Below are 17134 nucleotides of genomic sequence, written 5' to 3' on the forward strand. Positions count from 1 at the left end.
GATGCTGGCTCGTGGGCTGTGCCGGGGGGTGGCGGTGTGGCTGATGGTCTGCGTGGCCACCGCCCGGGCCGCGCTGGTCGCGGAGCCCGAGCCACTGCCTCTGCAACAGGTGGCCGACAACATCTGGTTCGTGCAGGGCCAGGCGGCGCTGGGCGCACCGGCCAACCGCAACTTCATCTCCAACGCCGGCTTCATCGTCACTCCGGACGGCGTGGTGGTGGTCGACGCCCTCGGCTCGCCCGCCCTGGCCCGGGCACTGCTGGCATCGATCCGCAGCGTGACGCGGCAGCCGGTGCGCTGGGTCGTCGTCACCCACTACCACGCCGACCACGTCTACGGCCTGCAGGTCTTCAAGGACCTGGGGGCCACGGTCATTGCCCGCCAGGAGGGGCGCGAGTACCTGAATTCCGACACGGCCCAGCGCCGGCTTGAGGCCAGCCGGCAGGAGCTCGCGCCCTGGGTGGATGCGCAGACCCGCCTGGTGCCGGCAGACCGCTGGCTCGACGCGGACACCACGCTGACCGTGGGCGGCGAGCGCCTGCTGCTGCGCCATGTGGGGCCGGCCCACACGGCGGAGGACCTGGCGGTGTTCGTCGAGCGCAACCGCGTGCTGTTCGCGGGCGATCTGGTGTTCCGCGGCCGGGTGCCCTATGTGGGCACGGCCGACAGCCAGGCCTGGATCACCGCGCTCACCGGCCTGATCGATCTGAAGCCGGCCGTCATCGTGCCCGGCCACGGTGCGCTCTCGCGTGAGCCGCTGGCAGACCTGACGCTGACCCGCGACTACCTGCAGTACCTGCGCAGGAGCATGGCCGAGGCGGCCGCCAACCTCGAGCCCTTCGAGGACGCCTACGCCCGCACCGACTGGTCGGCTTTCGAGCATCTGCCGCTGTTCGGCGTGGCCAACCGCATCAACGCCTACAACACCTACCTGCTGATGGAGCAGGCCGGGCGATGACGATGCACCATCGCCTGCGCCGCGGGGTGGGGCTGCTGGCCCTGCTCGGCGTGATCGGTGCCGCGACGGGCCAGGTGCCATCCCCGCTGCTGGACAGTCCCCCGCTCACGACACTGGCGGGGCAACCGCTTTCGCCCGGCGCCTGGCCTGGTGCGGCCACGGTGGTCGTGTTCTGGTCGGTGGACTGCGCCTACTGCCAGCGCCACAACAGCCGCATCGCGCAGCTGCACGCCACGGTGGACCCGCAGCGCCTGAAGGTGCTGGGCGTGGCGGAGGGGGGCGACGCCGCCGCGGCCCGGCAGGAGGCGGCCCGGCGGGACTGGCGTTTTCCGATGGTGATCGACGATGGGCGCCTGCGCGCGCGTTTCACGCCACGCCGTGTGGTGCCCATGACCTGCCTGCTCGCCGCCGATGGGCGGCTGGCGCAGTGCATCCCGGGTGAAATGAGCGAGGCCGATGTGATGGCGCTCGCTTCGGTCCCGTGGTCCGGCTCGGCCCGCTGAAGAGGGATGAAGCGATGCGCCGATCCGCCTCAGCCCATGCGTTCGATGCGCCAGCTCTGGTAGCGCAGCCCCAGCAGACCGCCGGCCACGATGCCCAGCACCGCCAGCCCGCTGCCCAGCGACAGGGTGGACAGGCCGGAGATGCCCTGGCCGATGGTGCAGCCCATGGCCACCACGCCGCCCACGCCCATCAGGCTGGCCCCCACCAGATGCAGGCCCAGGTCCTGCACGTCGGCAAAACCTTCCCAGCGGAAGCTGCGCTGCTGCACCGCCGAGGCCGCGGCCCCCAGTGGCACGCCGAGCACGCTGACGATGCCCAAGGTCAGGGTCTTGGAGCTGTCGCTGAAGAACAGCAGCCAGTCCAGCGCATAGGCCAGCGGCGAGGCCATGCTCAGCGCTTCCATGCGGTGGCTGTTGGTGGCCAGGAAGGTGGGCTCCAGGGTTTGGGGATCTTCCGGCACGTAGCCCAGCACACCGGACACCCACCACACGCCCGTGATCACCGCGCCGATGCCCAGGCCGCCCAGCAGGGCAGCGGGGCTGCGGCCTTCGGGACGGCTCAGTGCCCAGCCGGCCAGCAGCAGCGCCACGGCCGCACCCAGCCCGCCAGCGATGGCAGGTACGCGACCCCAACCGGCACCGGCCAGCAGCGTGGGCAGGTCCTGCCCGCCGGGCAGGTCGGCGAAGAAGCGCTCCACCGTGGCCACCCGCCACACCGCCGTCAGGCCCTTGAGGGTGGCAAAAGCGGTCACCGCCATCACGATCAGCACCACCAGCGACTTGAGGTTGCCGCCGCCCAGGCGCACCAGGTTGCGGCTGCCGCAGCCCGAGGCCAGCACCATGCCGAAGCCGAACAGCCCGCCGCCCAGCCCGGCCGACAGCCACAGCAGCCGGGGCACGGCGTAGATCGTGTTGCGCGCCTCGACCCAGCCCAGGGCCACCATGCCGTTGAAGCCCAGCGTGGCCACGGCCACCGCCAGGGCCCACATGCGGGCCCGTTCCCAGTGGCCCATGCTGACCACGTCGGCGATGGCGCCCATGGTGCAGAAGCGGCTGCGGTGGGCGATGAAGCCGAAGAGCAGGGACAGCCCGAAGGCAGCCCAGAGCACCTGGGTGGCCAGGTGGGCGGTGTCGACATCCGTCATGGCGTGCGGTGGGGGAGGGTCAGACCGAGGTGGGGCCGATTGTGCAGGCGGGTGGCCGGAGCGTCACCGCGGAATGCCCTAGGCGGTATGTCGACGCCCTCAGCGTCCGGGGTTGCAGCCCGCTGTCTGCGCAAGTGCTGATAGAGTGATGAACGAATCCATGCCAGAGGTCGAAGTGGCCGAGACGAACGATCAGGACCGGGTGTTCGAGAGCGCGGCAGAGCTGTTCAGCCTGCTGTCCACGCCCGTGCGTCTGAAGATCATCAGCGCCGTGTGCAACGGCGAGCGCAACGTTTCGGAGCTGCTCTCGGAGATCGACACCACCCAGCCCAACATGTCCCAGCATCTGTCCACGCTGTACCGTGCCGGCGTGCTGGGGCGTCGCCGGGAGGGCACCCAGGTGTTCTACCGACTGCAGAGCGAGCGGGTGGCGCAGCTGTGCCGGGCGGTCTGCACCCAGATCGCCATCGAGCTCGATGACGGGGCTGAGCTGCCTTCGGCAGACCAGCTCTTGCGGGGCCGCCGGGGTTGAGCCCGGTGGCCTTCGCCCTGTTGCGAAAGGCCGGACATGGATGACACCACGATGCCCCCCGGGTGGGCTGGATGCGGCGCGACGCCGCTGGCTGGCCGGCGCCCTGGCCGGCTGTGCCGGGCCCGTCTGGGCCCAAGGCCCGGCTGCCGCTCCGCCGCCTCTTGCGGCGCCCCTGCCGTCTCTGGGCAGTGTGCTGCCCCTGACCGACGTGCCGCTTCTGGAGGGGGGGGTGTTCCGTCCCGCCCAGGCCCAGGGCCAGGTGGTGGTGGTGTACTACTGGGCCAGCTGGTGTCCCTTTTGTGTCCAGCAGACACCGTGGATGGAGAAGCTCTGGCAGACCCAGCGCCAGCACGGGCTGGTGGTGCTGGGCCTGTCCATCGACACGCAGGCGGCCGATGCCATCGCCTACCGGGCCCGCAAAGGCGACACCTTCCCCTGCGGCCTGCTGACCGGCGAGGTGGCCCGCGTGCTGCCCAAGCCCAAGGGGTTGCCCGTCACCATCGCCCGCGGACGCGATGGCCGCGTGGTGGCGGCGGAGACGGGGCAGCGCTTCCCCGAGGACGTGGAAGCGCTGGCGCGCTTCCTCTGAGGCTTCGTCGGTCAGGCGAAGGTGTCGGCCATCAGCGCTTTGAACCAGGTGTTCATCTGCTCGAAGTTGCCGGTGCTCCAGCCGCTGGAGGCACCCGACGCGTTGGCCACCGAGGCCATGGCGTGGCTGCCAGCGTCGTACTGGAACACCGCGGTCAGCCAGGAAGCCTGGCTCATCGTGATCGTCGAGTAGCAGGCCGAGTTGGTCACCGGGGCGGGGTCCAGCGCCTGGCCGGCCAGCAGACGGACGATGGCATCGGCACAGACCTTGGCCTCCTGGTTGGCGATGTGGCCGGCCTTGGGCTGGGTCGTGGCCGACGAATCCCCGATCACATGGATGCCCGGGGAGACGAGGCTTTCGTAGCTCAGCACGTCCACCCCGGCAAAGCGGCCGTCGGTCGCGTTGGCCAGGCCGGTGGCGGCCACGATGGGGGCGCAGCGCTGGCGCGGGATCAGATTGATCACGTCGCCATGCACGGCCCCGGCGCTGGTTTGCAGCGTCATGGTGGCGGCATCGGCGGACTGGATGGCCACGCTGGTGTGGTACTCGATGACGCCGGCATGCAGGTCGTAGAAGGCGCGGCTGAAGTTGTCCTTCTCGGCCACGAAGTCCGGGTTGGCGTCCAGCACCAGCAGCTTGGCGCCGGGCTTGTACTTCTTGAGCCAGTCGGCCAGCAGACAGGCCCGCTCGTAGGGCCCGGGCGGGCAGCGGTAGGGCGTGGGCGGGATGGTCAGGATGGCCGTGCCCTGGGCCGGCAGGGCCTGCAGCTGCTGGCGCAGCGTCGTGGTCTGCGAGCCGGCCTTCCAGGCATGGGGCATGGCATTCGGGTCGGTCAGGCCAGGCACCGGGTCGAAGTCGATGCCCGGGGCGATGACGATGCGGTCGGCGCTCAGCGTGCCGCCGCTGGCCAGCGTCACACGCCGGTTGGCCGGGTCGATGCCGGTGACCTTGTCGATCACCACCTTGACGCCATAGCGGCTGGCCAGCGTCTTGTAGTTGAAGGACTGCGCAGCCATCGTGCGCTGCCCCGTCAGGACCAGGCTGCTCATGATGCAGCTGAGGTAGGTGGCATTGGGCTCCACCAGTGTCACCTCGAGGTTGTTGCCCCACAGGCGCAGGTACTTGGCCACGGTGGCGCCCGCCATGCCGCCACCGACGACGATGACGCGGGCGGTGGGTGTGGCGGTGAGTTGGCCGGGTGTGCGGGTGGAGGCCGCCAGGGCCGTGTGCATCCAGCCCGGCAGGGCGAGGCCGCCGGTGGCGGCCAGGGCGGCGCGCAGCCATTCGCGGCGTTGACGGAAGGAGGGGGTGCGGGTCGGGGTCATGGTCGGCTCCTCACTTCTGTGTCGACAGCCAGGAGGCCAGGGCCTGCAACTGGGCATCGGTGTAGCCCCAGGCATGCTTGGCCATGATGCTGTTGCCTTCCTTGCCCGCCTGGAATTCCTTGAGCTCCTGGTACAGCTCCGAGGCGGATTGCCCGGCCAGACGCTCGAAGCCTGGCCCGCGACCATTGGTGCCGTGGCACTGGAAGCAGTTGGAGGCCAGCAGCCGGCCGGGCGGGACGGTGGTGGCCGCCTGACTGGCTGGTGCGAGGACCGCCAGAAGGCCGGCCAAGAGGAGGGAGGGCGGCCGGTGGCGCGCGCCTGCGGATGCGTGGAGCATGGGCTCTCCTTTGAATGTGCGAAATGCACATTAATAGGATAACCCGTAGGGGTACCCAAAAAAAAGGATCCCCGGTGGGGATCCCCTGAAAACGGTACAGACGAGGGACAGGCCGGGGCCTGCCGCCGGTCCTCAGAAGAAGACGATACCGCCCACGGACAGAGTACGCACCTTGGATTCGGTAACGTCGTTGTCCTGCTTCTCGTGGTTGAACTCGCCCACCAGCGTGATGTACTTGTTCAGCGTGTGGTAGACGCCCAGCGTGAAGGACTTGCGCACGTTCTTCGGGCCGCCGAAGACGGCGGAGGTGGCGCCGTCCTCGTCGGTGTTCTGGCCGTAGTTGACGCCCAGCTTGGTGTCGCCAAGCTTGTAGGTCACCTGGGCCAGATAGCCCTTGGAGTCGGTGCGGTTGCCGGCGCCGTCGCTGCCACCCAGGAACTGGGCGCCGATGGTCGACAGACCCAGGCCCTTGGCCTTGAAGCCGTAGAGCAGCCCTTCGAAGCCGTTCATGCCGGCCTTCACGCCCAGCTCGTAGCCCTGGGCGGTGAAGGGCTCGCTGCTGCAGTTGCCGCTGCCGCTGGAGCAGCTGGTGCTCTGGTGCACCGCGCCCACCCAGACCTTGCCAGGGGCCGCACCGGCCCAGCTGTAGCCGGCGCTGGCCTGCAAGGCCGGGGTCTTGGTTTCGTCACCGGCGTACTTGCTGGGTTGGAAGATGCCCACCGAAGCCTGCAGGCCATCGACCTTGGGCGTGTCGTAGCTGATCTGCGGCTGGAAGCCGGTGTACATGTAGCCGTGGCCGATCATGCCGAAGGTGGTGTTGAAGGGCATGGCGGCGTTGGTGGTGCCGCCCACACCCAGCAGCGTCATGTCGGAGAGGATCACGTCCTGGCCGAACAGGCCGATGTCACGGCCGAACTTCAGGTGGCCCCAGTTCTCGTTGCCGAAGCGGAAGTAGATGTTGCGGGTGTCGATCTGCGAGTAGGCGCCAGGCGTGTTGCCGGCGGCACCGTCGGGCAGGCCCACGACCGTCGAGTTGTTGACGATGCCGGGCGCGAAGCCGAAGTGGACCTTGAGGTCCTGGTCGGCCACCTTGGCGGTGGCCACGAAGTTCAGCCAGCCGGGCAGCAGGCCGTTGGACACCATGCTGTTGGTGGCCTTGGCCTCGGCGCCGGTGGCCTTGGTGGTCACCGTGTCCTCGCGGTTCATGTAGAAGCCGTTGACGGTGCCATTGATGTCCATCGTGACGTCACCTTGGGTGAAGCCGACGGCCTGGGCCGACAGGGCGGCACCAGCCAGAACGGTGAGGGTGGCCGCACGGGCCAGGGCGGTGATTTGCATGGTGTTGTCTCCGTTGGTATGGGTTGGGCTGTGCCAGCACGCAGGCCGGCGCAGCCCCACTGGCGCCAGTTCCATGCCATCCCTGCCAGGGCCGCAAAGTGCCTGATTTCGGGGGTTAACCCCTTGCGTCCCAGGCCTTGCGTCGCAGGGCGGGACAACCAGGCCTGTTACAAACGGGGGGCGTGTGTGTCAGGGAAGCCTTGTCCATCAGGACCCTCCCTCGGGTGACGCGCCAAATCGCAACGTCCCCGCAAGGAGCGATGCTGAGCCGTTCGTTCGCAGGTGCGGCGGCTCGGTGTAAATCCCGATGACCGCCGCCTGCTGTCGGGCGCGGGAACTCTCGTGTCCGAACCGCTTCCCACTGTTTGCCGCCCGGGTGTCAGCGCTGCCGGTGTCCCGCCTTCCCCTCCACTGACTTGCGATTGCTCCGACATGCACCCTCACATGCCCCTCATCGTCACCCTGGCCGCCGCGCTGGGCCTGGCCCTGCTGCTGGGCTTTGTCGCCCTGCGTCTGCGGCTGCCTGCGCTGGTGGGCTACCTGGTGGCCGGCGTGGCCCTGGGGCCGCACACGCCCGGCTATGTGGCCGACATGGGGCTGGCTTCCCAGTTGGCTGAGATCGGCGTGATGCTGCTGATGTTCGGCGTGGGCCTGCATTTCTCGGTGGCCGATCTGATGGCGGTGCGCCGGGTGGCGGTGCCAGGGGCCGTGGTGCAGATGGCGGTGGCCACGGCCATGGGGGCGGGGCTGGCGGTGTTCTGGGGGTGGTCTCTGGCCGGGGCCATGGTGTTCGGCCTGGCGCTGTCGGTGGCCAGCACCGTGGTGCTGCTGCGCGCATTGGAGGCGCGTGGCACGTTGGAATCCCACGAGGGTCGCATCGCCGTGGGTTGGCTGGTGGTCGAGGACCTGGCCATGGTGCTGGTGCTGGTGTTGCTGCCGGCACTGGTCGGGCTGGCCAGCCCCGCCGGCACGTCGCCCGGTGATGCGGCGGCACCTTCGCTGGGCTGGGCGGTGCTGCGCACCCTGCTGGCGGTGGGCGCCTTCGTGGCACTGATGCTGCTGGTGGGGCGCAAGCTGCTGCCACGCCTTTTGTGGCTGATCTCACGCACCGGCTCGCGCGAGCTGTTCACGCTGGCGGTGATCGCGGTGGCCCTGGGCATCGCCTACGGTGCCTCGGCTTTCTTCGGGGTGTCGGTGGCGCTGGGGGCCTTCTTTGCCGGTCTGGTGCTGCGCGAGTCCGAGTTCAGCCACCGTGCGGCCGAGGAATCCCTGCCGTTCCGGGATGCCTTTGCCGTGCTGTTCTTCGTGTCCGTCGGCATGTTGTTTGACCCCAAGGTGCTGCTGGAGCGGCCGCTGCAGGTGCTGGCTGTCACGGCCATCATCATGGTGGGCAAGTCGGTGGCGGCGATGGGGCTGGTACTCTTGCTGCGCTACCCGCTGCAGGCCTCGCTGTCGGTGGCGGCCAGCTTGGCCCAGATCGGCGAGTTCTCCTTCATCCTGGTGGGTCTGGGGGCCAGTCTGCACGTGTTGCCGCCGGAGGCCGAGAGCCTGGTGGTGGCTGGCGCCTTGTTCTCGATCGCGCTGAACCCGCTGCTGTTCTCCCTGGTGGAGCCTCTGCGGCGTGCGGTGCTGGCCCGTTCGGCCTGGGCCCGCTCGCTGGATGCCCGGCCAGACCCGTTGGCCGAACTGCCGGCCAGCACCGCCGAGCGCTACCTGGCCCGGCATGTGGTGGTGGTGGGCTATGGCACCGTGGGGCAGCAGCTGGTGGCGGCGCTGGTGGCGCAAGACGTGCCTTGCGTGGTGGTGGAGCAGCGCCGGGAGCGGGTGGAGGCCTTGCGGGCAGCCGGCCTGCAGGCCGTGGCCGGCGACGCCGCCGAACCCGAGACACTGATCCAGGCCCACATCCACCAGGCCCGCCTGCTGGTGGTGACCGTGCCCGACGCCACCGACACGTACCCGATGATTCGCACGGCCCACACGCTGCGGCCCGAACTCACGGTGCTGTCCCGCGCACCCAACGAGGCGGAGGCGGCCCTGCTGGTGGAGGCGGGTGTGGCTCAGACCGTCCAGCCCCGCGAGGCCATGGCCCAGGTGCTGTTGCAGCACACCCTGGCGCAATGGGCCAAGGGGGCTTGATCAGGCTCGAAAAATCATATTAGAATGAGAGCTTCAGTTGATTGCAGCGCTTTTTGACAAGAAAGCAGCGACAGACTGAAGCCGAGTGGGGCTCTTAGCTCAGTTGGTAGAGCAGCGGACTCTTAATCCGTTGGTCGTAGGTTCGAATCCTACAGGGCCCACCAAAAATTCCCCGAAAAGGACTCGCCGCAAGGCCAGTCCTTTTTTTGCGTCCGGATCGCACCGGGCCCTTGCTTGGCGGGGCGCGCCGGGTGCCTGCCTGGCACGGTTCTGGCTGCCCCCCAGGTTCAACCCCTGGCGCGGCGCATCACTTGGTCGCACACTCCGGGGTTTTGTCCTGGTGGCAGTGTTCGGGCGCATCGGTCCCGGGGGCGGGCTGCCAGGCTTTCGGCAACCCGCCGCATTCATGCATTGACCCGATGACGACCCTGTCTTCCCCTGCCGCATCCACCCCGAGCGGCCAACGTTGGGCCTGGCTCCCCCGCCAGGGCACCTGGAAGTACCACCTGCTGCTGCTGTCCCTGGGCATCTTCGTCCTCGGTCCCCTGGGTGGCGTGACCGCCTCCTACATGAATTTCTCGCTGGGCTTCTTCGTCGGCGGGCAGGTGCTGGCGGGCCTCCTGGGCTCGGTGGTCACGCTGGGCTATGGCGCCGAAGGCAAGCATGGCGCCAACTTCATCCAGACCTCGGCCGCCTCGGTCGCGGGCCTGAGCGCCATGGGCGTGCTGATCCAGGCCATGGTCTGGATGGGCATGCCGCAACCGCCGGTGTGGCAGCTGATGCTCTACATGCTGTGCATCGGCATGCTGGGTGCCGGCGTGGGCATGCTCTACACGCCCATCCTGGTGGACAAGCTGCAGCTGCCTTATCCCTCCGGTTTCGCCGTGGCCAACATCCTGCGCGCCTTGACCGACCCGGTGTTGCTGCGCCGCTCGGTGGCCAAGCTGGGCACCGGCATCGGCGCCGGCCTGCTGGGCGGCATTGCGGCGGCCAAGCTGCCCTTCATGGCGGCCATCGAGCTGTCCACCTCCACGCTGGGTGCCGGCCTGCTGGTGGGCGCGCGCATCGGCATCCCGGCCCTGGTGGCCGGCCTGACTGGCTGGGCGCTGATCCCGTACTTCATCTCGATCGGCTGGCTGCACGAAGGCGACCCGGCCCGCAAGATCATGTTCCTGATCGCGCTGGGCACGATCATGGGCGCCGCCATCATCGACCTCAGCCTCATCTTCTGGCAGGCTTGGCAGCGGCTGACCGGCCGCGCCCCGGCGCCCGCCCAAAGCCAGGAAGCCTGGAAGCGGGTGGACACCCGCCGCGTCTTCAGCTGGGTGGCCTTCTGGGCCGTGGCGGTGGTCTGCACCGGCCACTTCGTGCTGGGCCAGCCGGTGGGCTACCTGGTGTTCGCGGTGCTGCTGGTCTTCCTGTTCGCCATGGTCAATGGCATCTCCCAGGGCATCAGCGACTCCAACCCCATCTCCTCGGCCTTCGTGGTGTCGGTGGTGATGATGGCGGCTCTGGGCCTGAAGGATCCGGCCATCGGCCTGATGGCCGGCACCGTGCTGCTGGTCTCCGTCAGCGTGGCCGGTGACATGCAGCAGGACCGCTCCACCGGTGCCCGGCTGGGCACCAGCCGCACCCTGCAGTTCCGCTACCAGGTGGCGGGCATCGTGGTGGGGGCCATCGTGGCGGTGGGCTTTGCCAAGCTGTTCATGGCCGCCTACCCCGTGCTGCTGCTGGACCAGACGGTGATGAAGGCCGGTGAGCAGCCCGCCGAGTGGAGCGCGGCCATGACCTACAAATTCGTCGGCGTGCTGCGCAGCCTGACCGACGACAAGCCCTACCAGCGCACCGCCATCTGGGTCGGCGTGGGCATCGGCTTTGCGGTCGAGCTGGCGCGCAAGCTGCTCAAGCGCAACGCCGGCTACCAGCGCTTCGTGGCCTCGGGCAAGGGCGGCTTCGCCACCGACTTTGTGCTGGATGCGGTGCTGCTGCCTTCGCCCTACGCCTGGTCCTTCGGCGGTTTCGTGAACCTCAACACCTCGGCCTGGTTCGCCATCGGCGGGGTCATCTCCAGCGCGGTCAATTCGCTGCCCAAGGCCAAGCCCCAGGCCGGCGATACGGTGGTGCCCGAGGACATGAGCGACACCTCGCTGATCGGTGGTGGCCTGATTGCGGGGGACGCGCTGGCGGCGCTGGGCCTGGGCATTGCGGGCCTGCTGGGCACCGTGCTGGCGGGGGGCTGAGCATGGCCGGCGTGACCCTCTACGGCATTCCCAACTGCGACACCGTCAAGAAGGCGCGGACCTGGCTGGCCGGCCAGGGCGTGGAGGCCGTCTTCCACGACTTCAAGAAGCAGGGCGTGCCGGCCGACCGGCTAGCCACCTGGGTGAAGGCCCTGGGCTGGCCAGCGCTGGTGAACCGCCAGGGTACGACCTGGCGCAAGCTGGACCCGGCGGCCCAGGCCGCCGTGGTAGACGCGGACAGCGCGATGGCCCTGCTGCGCGAGCAGGCCAGCGTGATCAAGCGCCCGGTGGTGGAGTGGCCCGATGGCCGCGTGACGGTGGGTTTCTCCGCTGCCGACTGGATGGCCCGCTTGGGTTGAACCCCGGGGTTCAACCTGGCGCCGGGCCTCAGCCCAGGTGCAGGGTCAGGGCCAACTCCGAACGGGCCCAGGCCTGTTCCTCTTCTTCCAGCAGATGGACTGTGCGGGGATGGGTCTCGACCCAATCCTTGCGCAATGCCAGGCGGGCGATGCGGCCCTGGCGTTGCAGCCGCAGCGTGTGCTCGGGCACGTCGGAGCGGGCATGGCAGGCGATGACGGCCAGGCGCAGGCACAGCATCTGCCACAGCATCAATTCGCTGTGGAGCAGTTCTTCCATCTTGCGCAGGCCCCCACGCTGGCCCAGCACCAAGTCCGCCAGACGGCGCTGCTGGCTCTGCGAAAAGCCGGCCGCATCCACGTGGCCCAGCAGGTAGGCGCTGTGGCGGTGGTGGTCATGGTGGGACACCATCTGGCCGATCTCATGCAACAGGGCGGCCCAGCGCAGCTCGATCCGCTCCTCTTCGGCATCGCGCGGAGCCACCTGGTCGAACAGGGTGCAGGCCAGGCGTGCCACCCGCTGGGCCTGCTCGACATCGGCGCCAAAGCGGTGTTGCAGGGCCTTGACGCTGTCCTCGCGCAGGTCATGGCCACGCTGGCGCTGGCGGGCCATCAGCCGGTCGTGCAGGTCCACGATCACGCCTTGGCGCAGGGCCCCCTTGGCCGGCTGCAGGGCCTCGATCTGGAAGTGCGTGGCCAGCGTGTACAGGATGGCCAGGCCGCCGGCCAGCACCGGGCGCCGGTCGGGCTTGAGGCCCGGTAGGTCCAGTCGGTCGGCGCTGCCTGCCTCGATGCATTGCTTCATCAGCCAGCGCAGGCCGTCCGGGGTGATGCTGCCGTCGGTCTGGCCGCTGGCGCGCAGCACGTCGGACACCGCACCGGCGGTGCCGGAGGAACCCAGTGCCTGGTCCCAGCGGGAGGCTGCAAACGGCGCCAGGGCCTCCTCGAATTCGGCCCCAGCCGCCACCTGGGCGGCGCGGAAGCCCTCGCTGGAGAACTGGCCGTCCGGAAAGTAGCGCATGGACAGGCTGACACTGCCCACACGAAACGACTCGGCCTCGATGGGTTGACGCTTCTCGCCCAGGATCAGTTCGGTGGAGCGCCCGCCGATGTCGACCACCAGCCGAGGTTGGCTGGACGGTTGCAGATGGGCCACGCCGGCATAGATCAGCCGCGCTTCCTCGCGCCCCGAGATGACCTCGATGGGAAAGCCCAGCGCCGCCTGCGCCTGGTGCAGGAAGGCGTCGCGGTTGCGCGCCTCGCGCAGCGTCTGGGTGGCCACGGCCCGCACCTGCGCGGGATGGAAGCCGCCCAGGTTGCGGGCGAACTGCCGCAGACAGGCCAGGCCGCGCTCGGCCGCCTCGTCGGTCAGCATGCCCTCGTTGTCCAGGCCGGCCCCCAGCCGCACGGTTTCCTTCAGGTAGGCATGGCGGCGGTAGCGTCCGTCGCGCAAATGGCCAATCTCGAGGCGGAAACTGTTCGACCCCATGTCGATGCCTGCGAGCAGGCCGGTGGGGGAGGGCAATGCGATGGACATGGGGCGGGATTGTGCCCCTTGACGATGACATCCCCGGGCCGCCGAGGCGGTCTTTGAGGCGACTCCTAGAATCGTTCACGCCCTTTCCGGCAGGGGCCGGAATCGAGATCCACCCAGGAGAACACCATGCCCGATACCCCGCTGCTCAACGACGCCCAGGCCCTGTTGCAGAAGGCCAACGGGGACGCCCCGACACCGCCCACGCGCCGTGAGGTGGTGCAGGCCGGTGTGGGGCTGGGCTTTGCCGCCGCCACCTTGCCGGTGGCCGCACAGACGGTGATCCAGACGCCCAGCGAGGGCCTGGTGGCCGGGGCGGTGCAGATTCCGGTCGGCGACTTCCAGATGCCGGCCTATCGCGCCATGCCGCAGGGTGGTGGCGCGCGGCCCGTCGTGCTGGTGATCAGCGAGATCTTCGGCGTGCACGAGCACATCGCCGATGTGGCCCGGCGCTTCGCCCACCAGGGCTACTGCGCCATTGCGCCGGACTTGTACAAGCGCCAGGGCAATCCGGCGGGCTACACCGACATCGGTGCGCTGATGTCCGAACTGGTGTCCAAGGTGCCCGATGCTCAGGTCATGGGCGACCTGGATGCCACGGTGGCCTGGGCCCGGGCGCAGGGCCAGGACACGTCACGCCTGGGCGTGACCGGCTTCTGCTGGGGCGGGCGCATCACCTGGCTGTTCGCCGAGCACAGCGCGGCCGTCAAGGCCGGGGTGGCCTGGTACGGTCGTTTGACAGGGGCGACCAACCCGCTGCAGCCGCGCCATCCGCTGGACCTGGTGGCCGAACTGAAGGCGCCGGTGCTGGGGCTGTACGGCGGGCAGGACACCGGCATTCCGCTGGACACCGTGGAGGCGATGAAGAAGGCGCTGGCCGCGGGCAATGCCGCGGCGCGCGATTCGCGCTTCATCGTCTACCCGGACGCGCCACATGCCTTCCATGCAGACTACCGGCCCAGCTACCGCCAGGCCGATGCCCAGGATGGCTGGAAGCAGTGTCTGGCCTGGTTCAAGGCCCACGGGGTGGCTTGAACCCATGGAGAGGCGGCCCAGGCGGGCCGCCCGGTGCCGCTCAGCGCACCACCAGCACGGGCAGCGGCGAGTGGGTCAGCACCTTCTGGGTTTCGCTGCCCAGCAGCAGGGCGCTGACGCCACGGCGGCCGTGCGAGGCCATCACGACCAGATCGCAGCCCTTGTCCTTGGCCAGATCGCAAATGGCTTCCCAGGGGTGGACGGCTTCCACGGTGAAGCCTTCGCAGTCCAGCCCGGCGGCCTTGGCGGCGTCGCTGACGGCCTTCACGCGTGCGGTGGCGATCCGCTCCTGGGCGTCGTAGAACTCCTGCGGCGGCACCGGCTGCATCTCGCTGATGGCGCTGTAGGGGAAGGGCTCTTTCACGCTGATGGTGCTCAGCTTCGCGCCCAGCAGCTTGGCCATCGAGATGGCGGTTTCGACCGCCTTGGCGCTGATGTCCGAACCGTCGGTGGGAACGAGGATGTGGCTGTACATGAAGAGATCCTTTCCTTCGTGAGGGATGGATGGGTGTGTCACCCGATGAGCGCAGTGTGTCCCGAAAGTGGCGCCGAGGCTTGACCAGAATCAAGCCGTCTGTGCAATCAGTGCCAGGCCGTCTCAGCCCCGTGCCACCGGGCGTGCCGGGTCTGCCGACCACTCGCTCCAGGAGCCGGGGTAGAGCCGGGCATCGCCCAGCCCCGCCAGGGCCATGGCCAGCAGGTTGTGGCAGGCGGTGACGCCTGAGCCGCACTGGTGCACCACCTGCCCCGGCAGCAGGCCCAGGGCCAGGAATTCCTCCCGCAGCGCGTCGACCGACTTGAAGCGGCCGTCGGCGGTCAGGTTGTCCTTGAAGAAGCGGTTGCGGGCGCCCGGGATGTGGCCGGCCTGGGCATCCAGTGGTTCCACCTCGCCGCGGTAGCGCTCGGGTGCGCGGGCGTCGACCACCTGCAGGCTGTCCAGCGAGGCCAGCAGCGTGGGGGCATCCACCGTGGGCATGGCCGGGGCCCGAGCCGGGTAGGGGCCGGCGGCCGGCAGTGCGGCGGCGACCTGGGTGTCCAGCGCGCCGCCAGCGGCCAGCCAAGCCGCCACGCCCCCGTCCAGCACCCGCACGGCCGGATGGCCCAGCCAGCGCAGCATCCACCAGGCCCGGGCGGCGTAGGGGCCGCCCTGGCGGTCGTAGCAGACCACCAGCCGGTCAGGCGTCACGCCCCAGGCGCCGGCCCGCTGGGCCAGCAGTTCGAGGCTGGGCAGCGGGTGGCGGCCGCCCTGGATGGGGCCGGCCGCGCTCTTGGGCGCTGACAGGTCGCGGTCCAGGTGCAGGTAGCGTGCACCGGGCAGGTGGCCGGACTGGTAGTCCTGCTCGCCCGCCGCAGTGTTGGCCAGGTCGAAGCCGCAGTCCAGCAGCAGGGGGGGCTGGGGGCTGTCCAGCAGGGCACGCAACTCGGTCGCGGTGATCAGCGGATGGACGGTGGACATGGGCGCTCCTTCGGGCATGGGCTTGGGGAATCAGGATTCGCTGGGGTTGGCGGCATCCGGCACCGCACGGTTGCGCAGCAGTGTGGCGGTGAGCCCGGCGGTGACGATGAGCACCATGCCGGCCAGGGCCACCAGCGTCACAGCATCGCCGAAGATCATCACCCCGAACAGGAAGGACCAGGCGATGCCGAGGTATTGCAGGCTGGCGTTGGACAGAGCCCGGCCGATGGCGTAGGCCCGGGTCATCAGGATCTGCGCGGTGGTGGCCAGCACGCCGGTGGCCACCAGCAGGCCCAGGCCGACGGGGGTGTGTGGGTGGAAGCCACTGGTCAGCGCGACCGCCGCGCCCACCACCGTGGTGCCCAGCGAGAAATAGAAGACCACGCGGTACTCCGGCTCGCCCACCCGGCCCAGGGCCGTCACTTGGAGATAGGCCATGGCGGACATCATTCCCGAGCACAGGCCAGCCAAGGCGCCTGGCCACTGCTCCTGGGTGAGGGAGGGGCGCAGCACCAGGGCGACGCCCACGAAGCCCGTGAGGACCGTGACCACCAGGCGCATGTCCACCCGGTCGGAGGCACCCACCAGCACCGCGCCGCCGATCAGGAACAGCGCCATCCAGATCGAGGACATGTAGTTCAGCGTGATGGCCGTGGCCAGGGGCAGCTGGCCGATCGCATAGAACCAGAGCGCCATTGCGCCCACACCCACGATGCTGCGGCCCAGGTGCATGGTGGGATATCGCGTGCCCAGGTGGCCACCGCGCCAGAAGACCAGGGCCCCGATGAACAAGGCGCCCACCAGGCCGCGGTAGAAGACGATCTCACCGGCACCGTAGCGGGCCGAAGCCAGCTTCACGCACACCCCCATCGCGGCGAACAGGAAGGACGATCCCATCATCAGCAGGGGCGCTTGCAACTGGGGCTTCATGCGTGGGCGGGCAGGGTGGGGAAAGCGGCCGATTCTGGCAGAGCCTTACACTCCTGGCCCTCATGAAGCGAATCGTCATCCTCCTGTCCGGCCGCGGCAGCAACATGCAGGCCATCGTCGAGGCCTGCGCCGCCGAAGGCTGGCCGGCCAAGGTGGTGGCGGTGGTCAGCAACAAGGCCGAGGCCGCTGGGCTGGCCTGGGCGGCGCAGCGGGGCATCGCGACGGCGGTGGTGGACCACCGCGGCCAGCCTGACCGCGAGACCTACGATGCCGAGCTGGCCCGGGTGATCGATGGCTTTGCCCCCGACCTGCTGGTGCTGGCCGGCTTCATGCGCATCCTGAGTGCCAGCTTCGTGCGCCATTACGAGGGGCGCCTGCTCAATGTGCATCCCTCGCTGCTGCCGGCCTTCCCGGGTTTGCACACCCACCGCCGGGCGATCGAGCAGGGCTGCAAGCTGGCCGGCGCCACCGTGCACTTCGTGACGGCCGAGTTGGACCATGGCCCCATCGTGGCCCAGGCCGCCGTGCCGGTGCTGCCGGGCGACGACGAGGCCAGCCTGTCAGCCCGGGTGCTCGAGCGCGAACACGTGATCTACCCGCTGGCGGTGCGCTGGTTCGTCGAGGACCGGCTGGTGCTGGCCGAGGGCCGGGTCAGCCACCGCGACGGCGTGCCCCAGCATTTGTTCTGAGACGCTGGCGGGGCGGGCTGGGATAATCCGG

Annotated in this window: 17 protein-coding genes and 1 tRNA gene; 10 read left to right on the top strand and 8 right to left on the bottom strand. The window is 69.3% G+C overall.

The genetic code is table 11. The features are described from left to right. The first annotated feature begins 1 nt into the window (after position 1). On the top strand, positions 2 to 958 hold the full coding sequence (locus tag M0L44_RS04905) for an MBL fold metallo-hydrolase (RefSeq protein WP_435526383.1): 957 nt from the start codon (positions 2 to 4) through the stop codon (positions 956 to 958). Continuing rightward, a complete protein-coding gene (locus M0L44_RS04910; RefSeq protein WP_252768537.1) occupies positions 955 to 1461 on the top strand; it encodes a TlpA disulfide reductase family protein in 507 nt (168 codons plus the stop codon). The genes M0L44_RS04905 and M0L44_RS04910 overlap by 4 nt, the downstream gene beginning before the upstream one ends. A gap of 29 nt (positions 1462 to 1490) precedes the next feature. Here M0L44_RS04910 and M0L44_RS04915 read toward each other — a convergent pair whose 3' ends face one another. Further along, a complete protein-coding gene (locus M0L44_RS04915; protein WP_252768538.1) occupies positions 1491 to 2606 on the bottom strand; it encodes a YeeE/YedE family protein in 1116 nt (371 codons plus the stop codon). A 148-nt stretch (positions 2607 to 2754) separates the two neighbouring features. Here M0L44_RS04915 and M0L44_RS04920 point away from each other — a divergent pair, with 148 nt between their 5' ends. Together M0L44_RS04920 and M0L44_RS04925 are read left to right on the top strand one after the other, a co-directional pair. After that, positions 2755 to 3138, top strand: a complete 384-nt coding sequence (locus M0L44_RS04920) for an ArsR/SmtB family transcription factor (protein ID WP_252768539.1) — start codon at positions 2755 to 2757, stop codon at positions 3136 to 3138. A gap of 40 nt (positions 3139 to 3178) precedes the next feature. Then, on the top strand, positions 3179 to 3727 hold the full coding sequence (locus tag M0L44_RS04925) for a TlpA family protein disulfide reductase (protein ID WP_256490001.1): 549 nt from the start codon (positions 3179 to 3181) through the stop codon (positions 3725 to 3727). Positions 3728 to 3738: 11 nt separating this feature from the next. Here M0L44_RS04925 and M0L44_RS04930 read toward each other — a convergent pair whose 3' ends face one another. The 3 genes from M0L44_RS04930 to M0L44_RS04940 form a co-directional block, all read right to left on the bottom strand. After that, complete coding sequence (locus M0L44_RS04930) at positions 3739 to 5052, bottom strand: FAD-dependent oxidoreductase (protein ID WP_252768541.1); 1314 nt, start codon at positions 5050 to 5052, stop codon at positions 3739 to 3741. A gap of 10 nt (positions 5053 to 5062) precedes the next feature. Further along, on the bottom strand, positions 5063 to 5389 hold the full coding sequence (locus M0L44_RS04935; protein WP_252768542.1) for a c-type cytochrome: 327 nt from the start codon (positions 5387 to 5389) through the stop codon (positions 5063 to 5065). Positions 5390 to 5521: 132 nt separating this feature from the next. Continuing rightward, entirely contained in the window at positions 5522 to 6727 is a 1206-nt protein-coding gene (locus M0L44_RS04940) for a porin (protein ID WP_252768543.1), read from the bottom strand. A gap of 444 nt (positions 6728 to 7171) precedes the next feature. Between M0L44_RS04940 and M0L44_RS04945 the strand changes: the two genes are divergently transcribed. The 4 genes from M0L44_RS04945 (at position 7172) to M0L44_RS04960 (ending at position 11462) form a co-directional block, all read left to right on the top strand. Continuing rightward, positions 7172 to 8863 (top strand): cation:proton antiporter domain-containing protein, encoded by a 1692-nt coding sequence (locus M0L44_RS04945; RefSeq protein WP_252768544.1) that lies wholly within the window; start codon positions 7172 to 7174, stop codon positions 8861 to 8863. Between the two features lie 88 nt (positions 8864 to 8951). Further along, positions 8952 to 9027, top strand: a tRNA-Lys gene (locus M0L44_RS04950). A 255-nt stretch (positions 9028 to 9282) separates the two neighbouring features. Then, entirely contained in the window at positions 9283 to 11103 is a 1821-nt protein-coding gene (locus M0L44_RS04955) for an OPT/YSL family transporter (RefSeq protein WP_252768545.1), read from the top strand. A 2-nt stretch (positions 11104 to 11105) separates the two neighbouring features. Beyond that, positions 11106 to 11462, top strand: a complete 357-nt coding sequence (locus M0L44_RS04960; RefSeq protein WP_252768546.1) for an ArsC family reductase — start codon at positions 11106 to 11108, stop codon at positions 11460 to 11462. A gap of 28 nt (positions 11463 to 11490) precedes the next feature. Here M0L44_RS04960 and ppx read toward each other — a convergent pair whose 3' ends face one another. After that, a complete protein-coding gene (gene ppx, locus M0L44_RS04965) occupies positions 11491 to 12996 on the bottom strand; it encodes an exopolyphosphatase (RefSeq protein ID WP_252768547.1) in 1506 nt (501 codons plus the stop codon). Positions 12997 to 13122: 126 nt separating this feature from the next. On the opposite strand from ppx, the gene M0L44_RS04970 reads away from it, so the two are divergent. Beyond that, positions 13123 to 14028 carry a dienelactone hydrolase family protein gene (locus M0L44_RS04970; RefSeq protein ID WP_252768548.1) on the top strand — a complete coding sequence of 302 codons (906 nt, stop codon included), beginning with the start codon at positions 13123 to 13125 and terminating at the stop codon, positions 14026 to 14028. A gap of 40 nt (positions 14029 to 14068) precedes the next feature. Here M0L44_RS04970 and M0L44_RS04975 read toward each other — a convergent pair whose 3' ends face one another. The 3 genes from M0L44_RS04975 to M0L44_RS04985 all read right to left on the bottom strand — a co-directional run bounded on the left by M0L44_RS04975 (position 14069) and on the right by M0L44_RS04985 (position 16414). Further along, positions 14069 to 14503 (bottom strand): universal stress protein, encoded by a 435-nt coding sequence (locus M0L44_RS04975; RefSeq protein ID WP_151124230.1) that lies wholly within the window; start codon positions 14501 to 14503, stop codon positions 14069 to 14071. Positions 14504 to 14626: 123 nt separating this feature from the next. Beyond that, entirely contained in the window at positions 14627 to 15484 is an 858-nt protein-coding gene (locus tag M0L44_RS04980) for a sulfurtransferase (protein ID WP_252768549.1), read from the bottom strand. 30 nt (positions 15485 to 15514) lie between these two features. Further along, entirely contained in the window at positions 15515 to 16414 is a 900-nt protein-coding gene (locus tag M0L44_RS04985) for a DMT family transporter (RefSeq protein ID WP_252768550.1), read from the bottom strand. Positions 16415 to 16476: 62 nt separating this feature from the next. On the opposite strand from M0L44_RS04985, the gene purN reads away from it, so the two are divergent. Then, positions 16477 to 17103 (top strand): phosphoribosylglycinamide formyltransferase, encoded by a 627-nt coding sequence (gene purN, locus M0L44_RS04990; RefSeq protein ID WP_252768551.1) that lies wholly within the window; start codon positions 16477 to 16479, stop codon positions 17101 to 17103. Positions 17104 to 17134 lie beyond the last annotated feature (31 nt).

It is taken from the genome of Ideonella oryzae (genome assembly GCF_024055665.1).
Classification (GTDB): domain Bacteria; phylum Pseudomonadota; class Gammaproteobacteria; order Burkholderiales; family Burkholderiaceae_C; genus Ideonella; species Ideonella oryzae.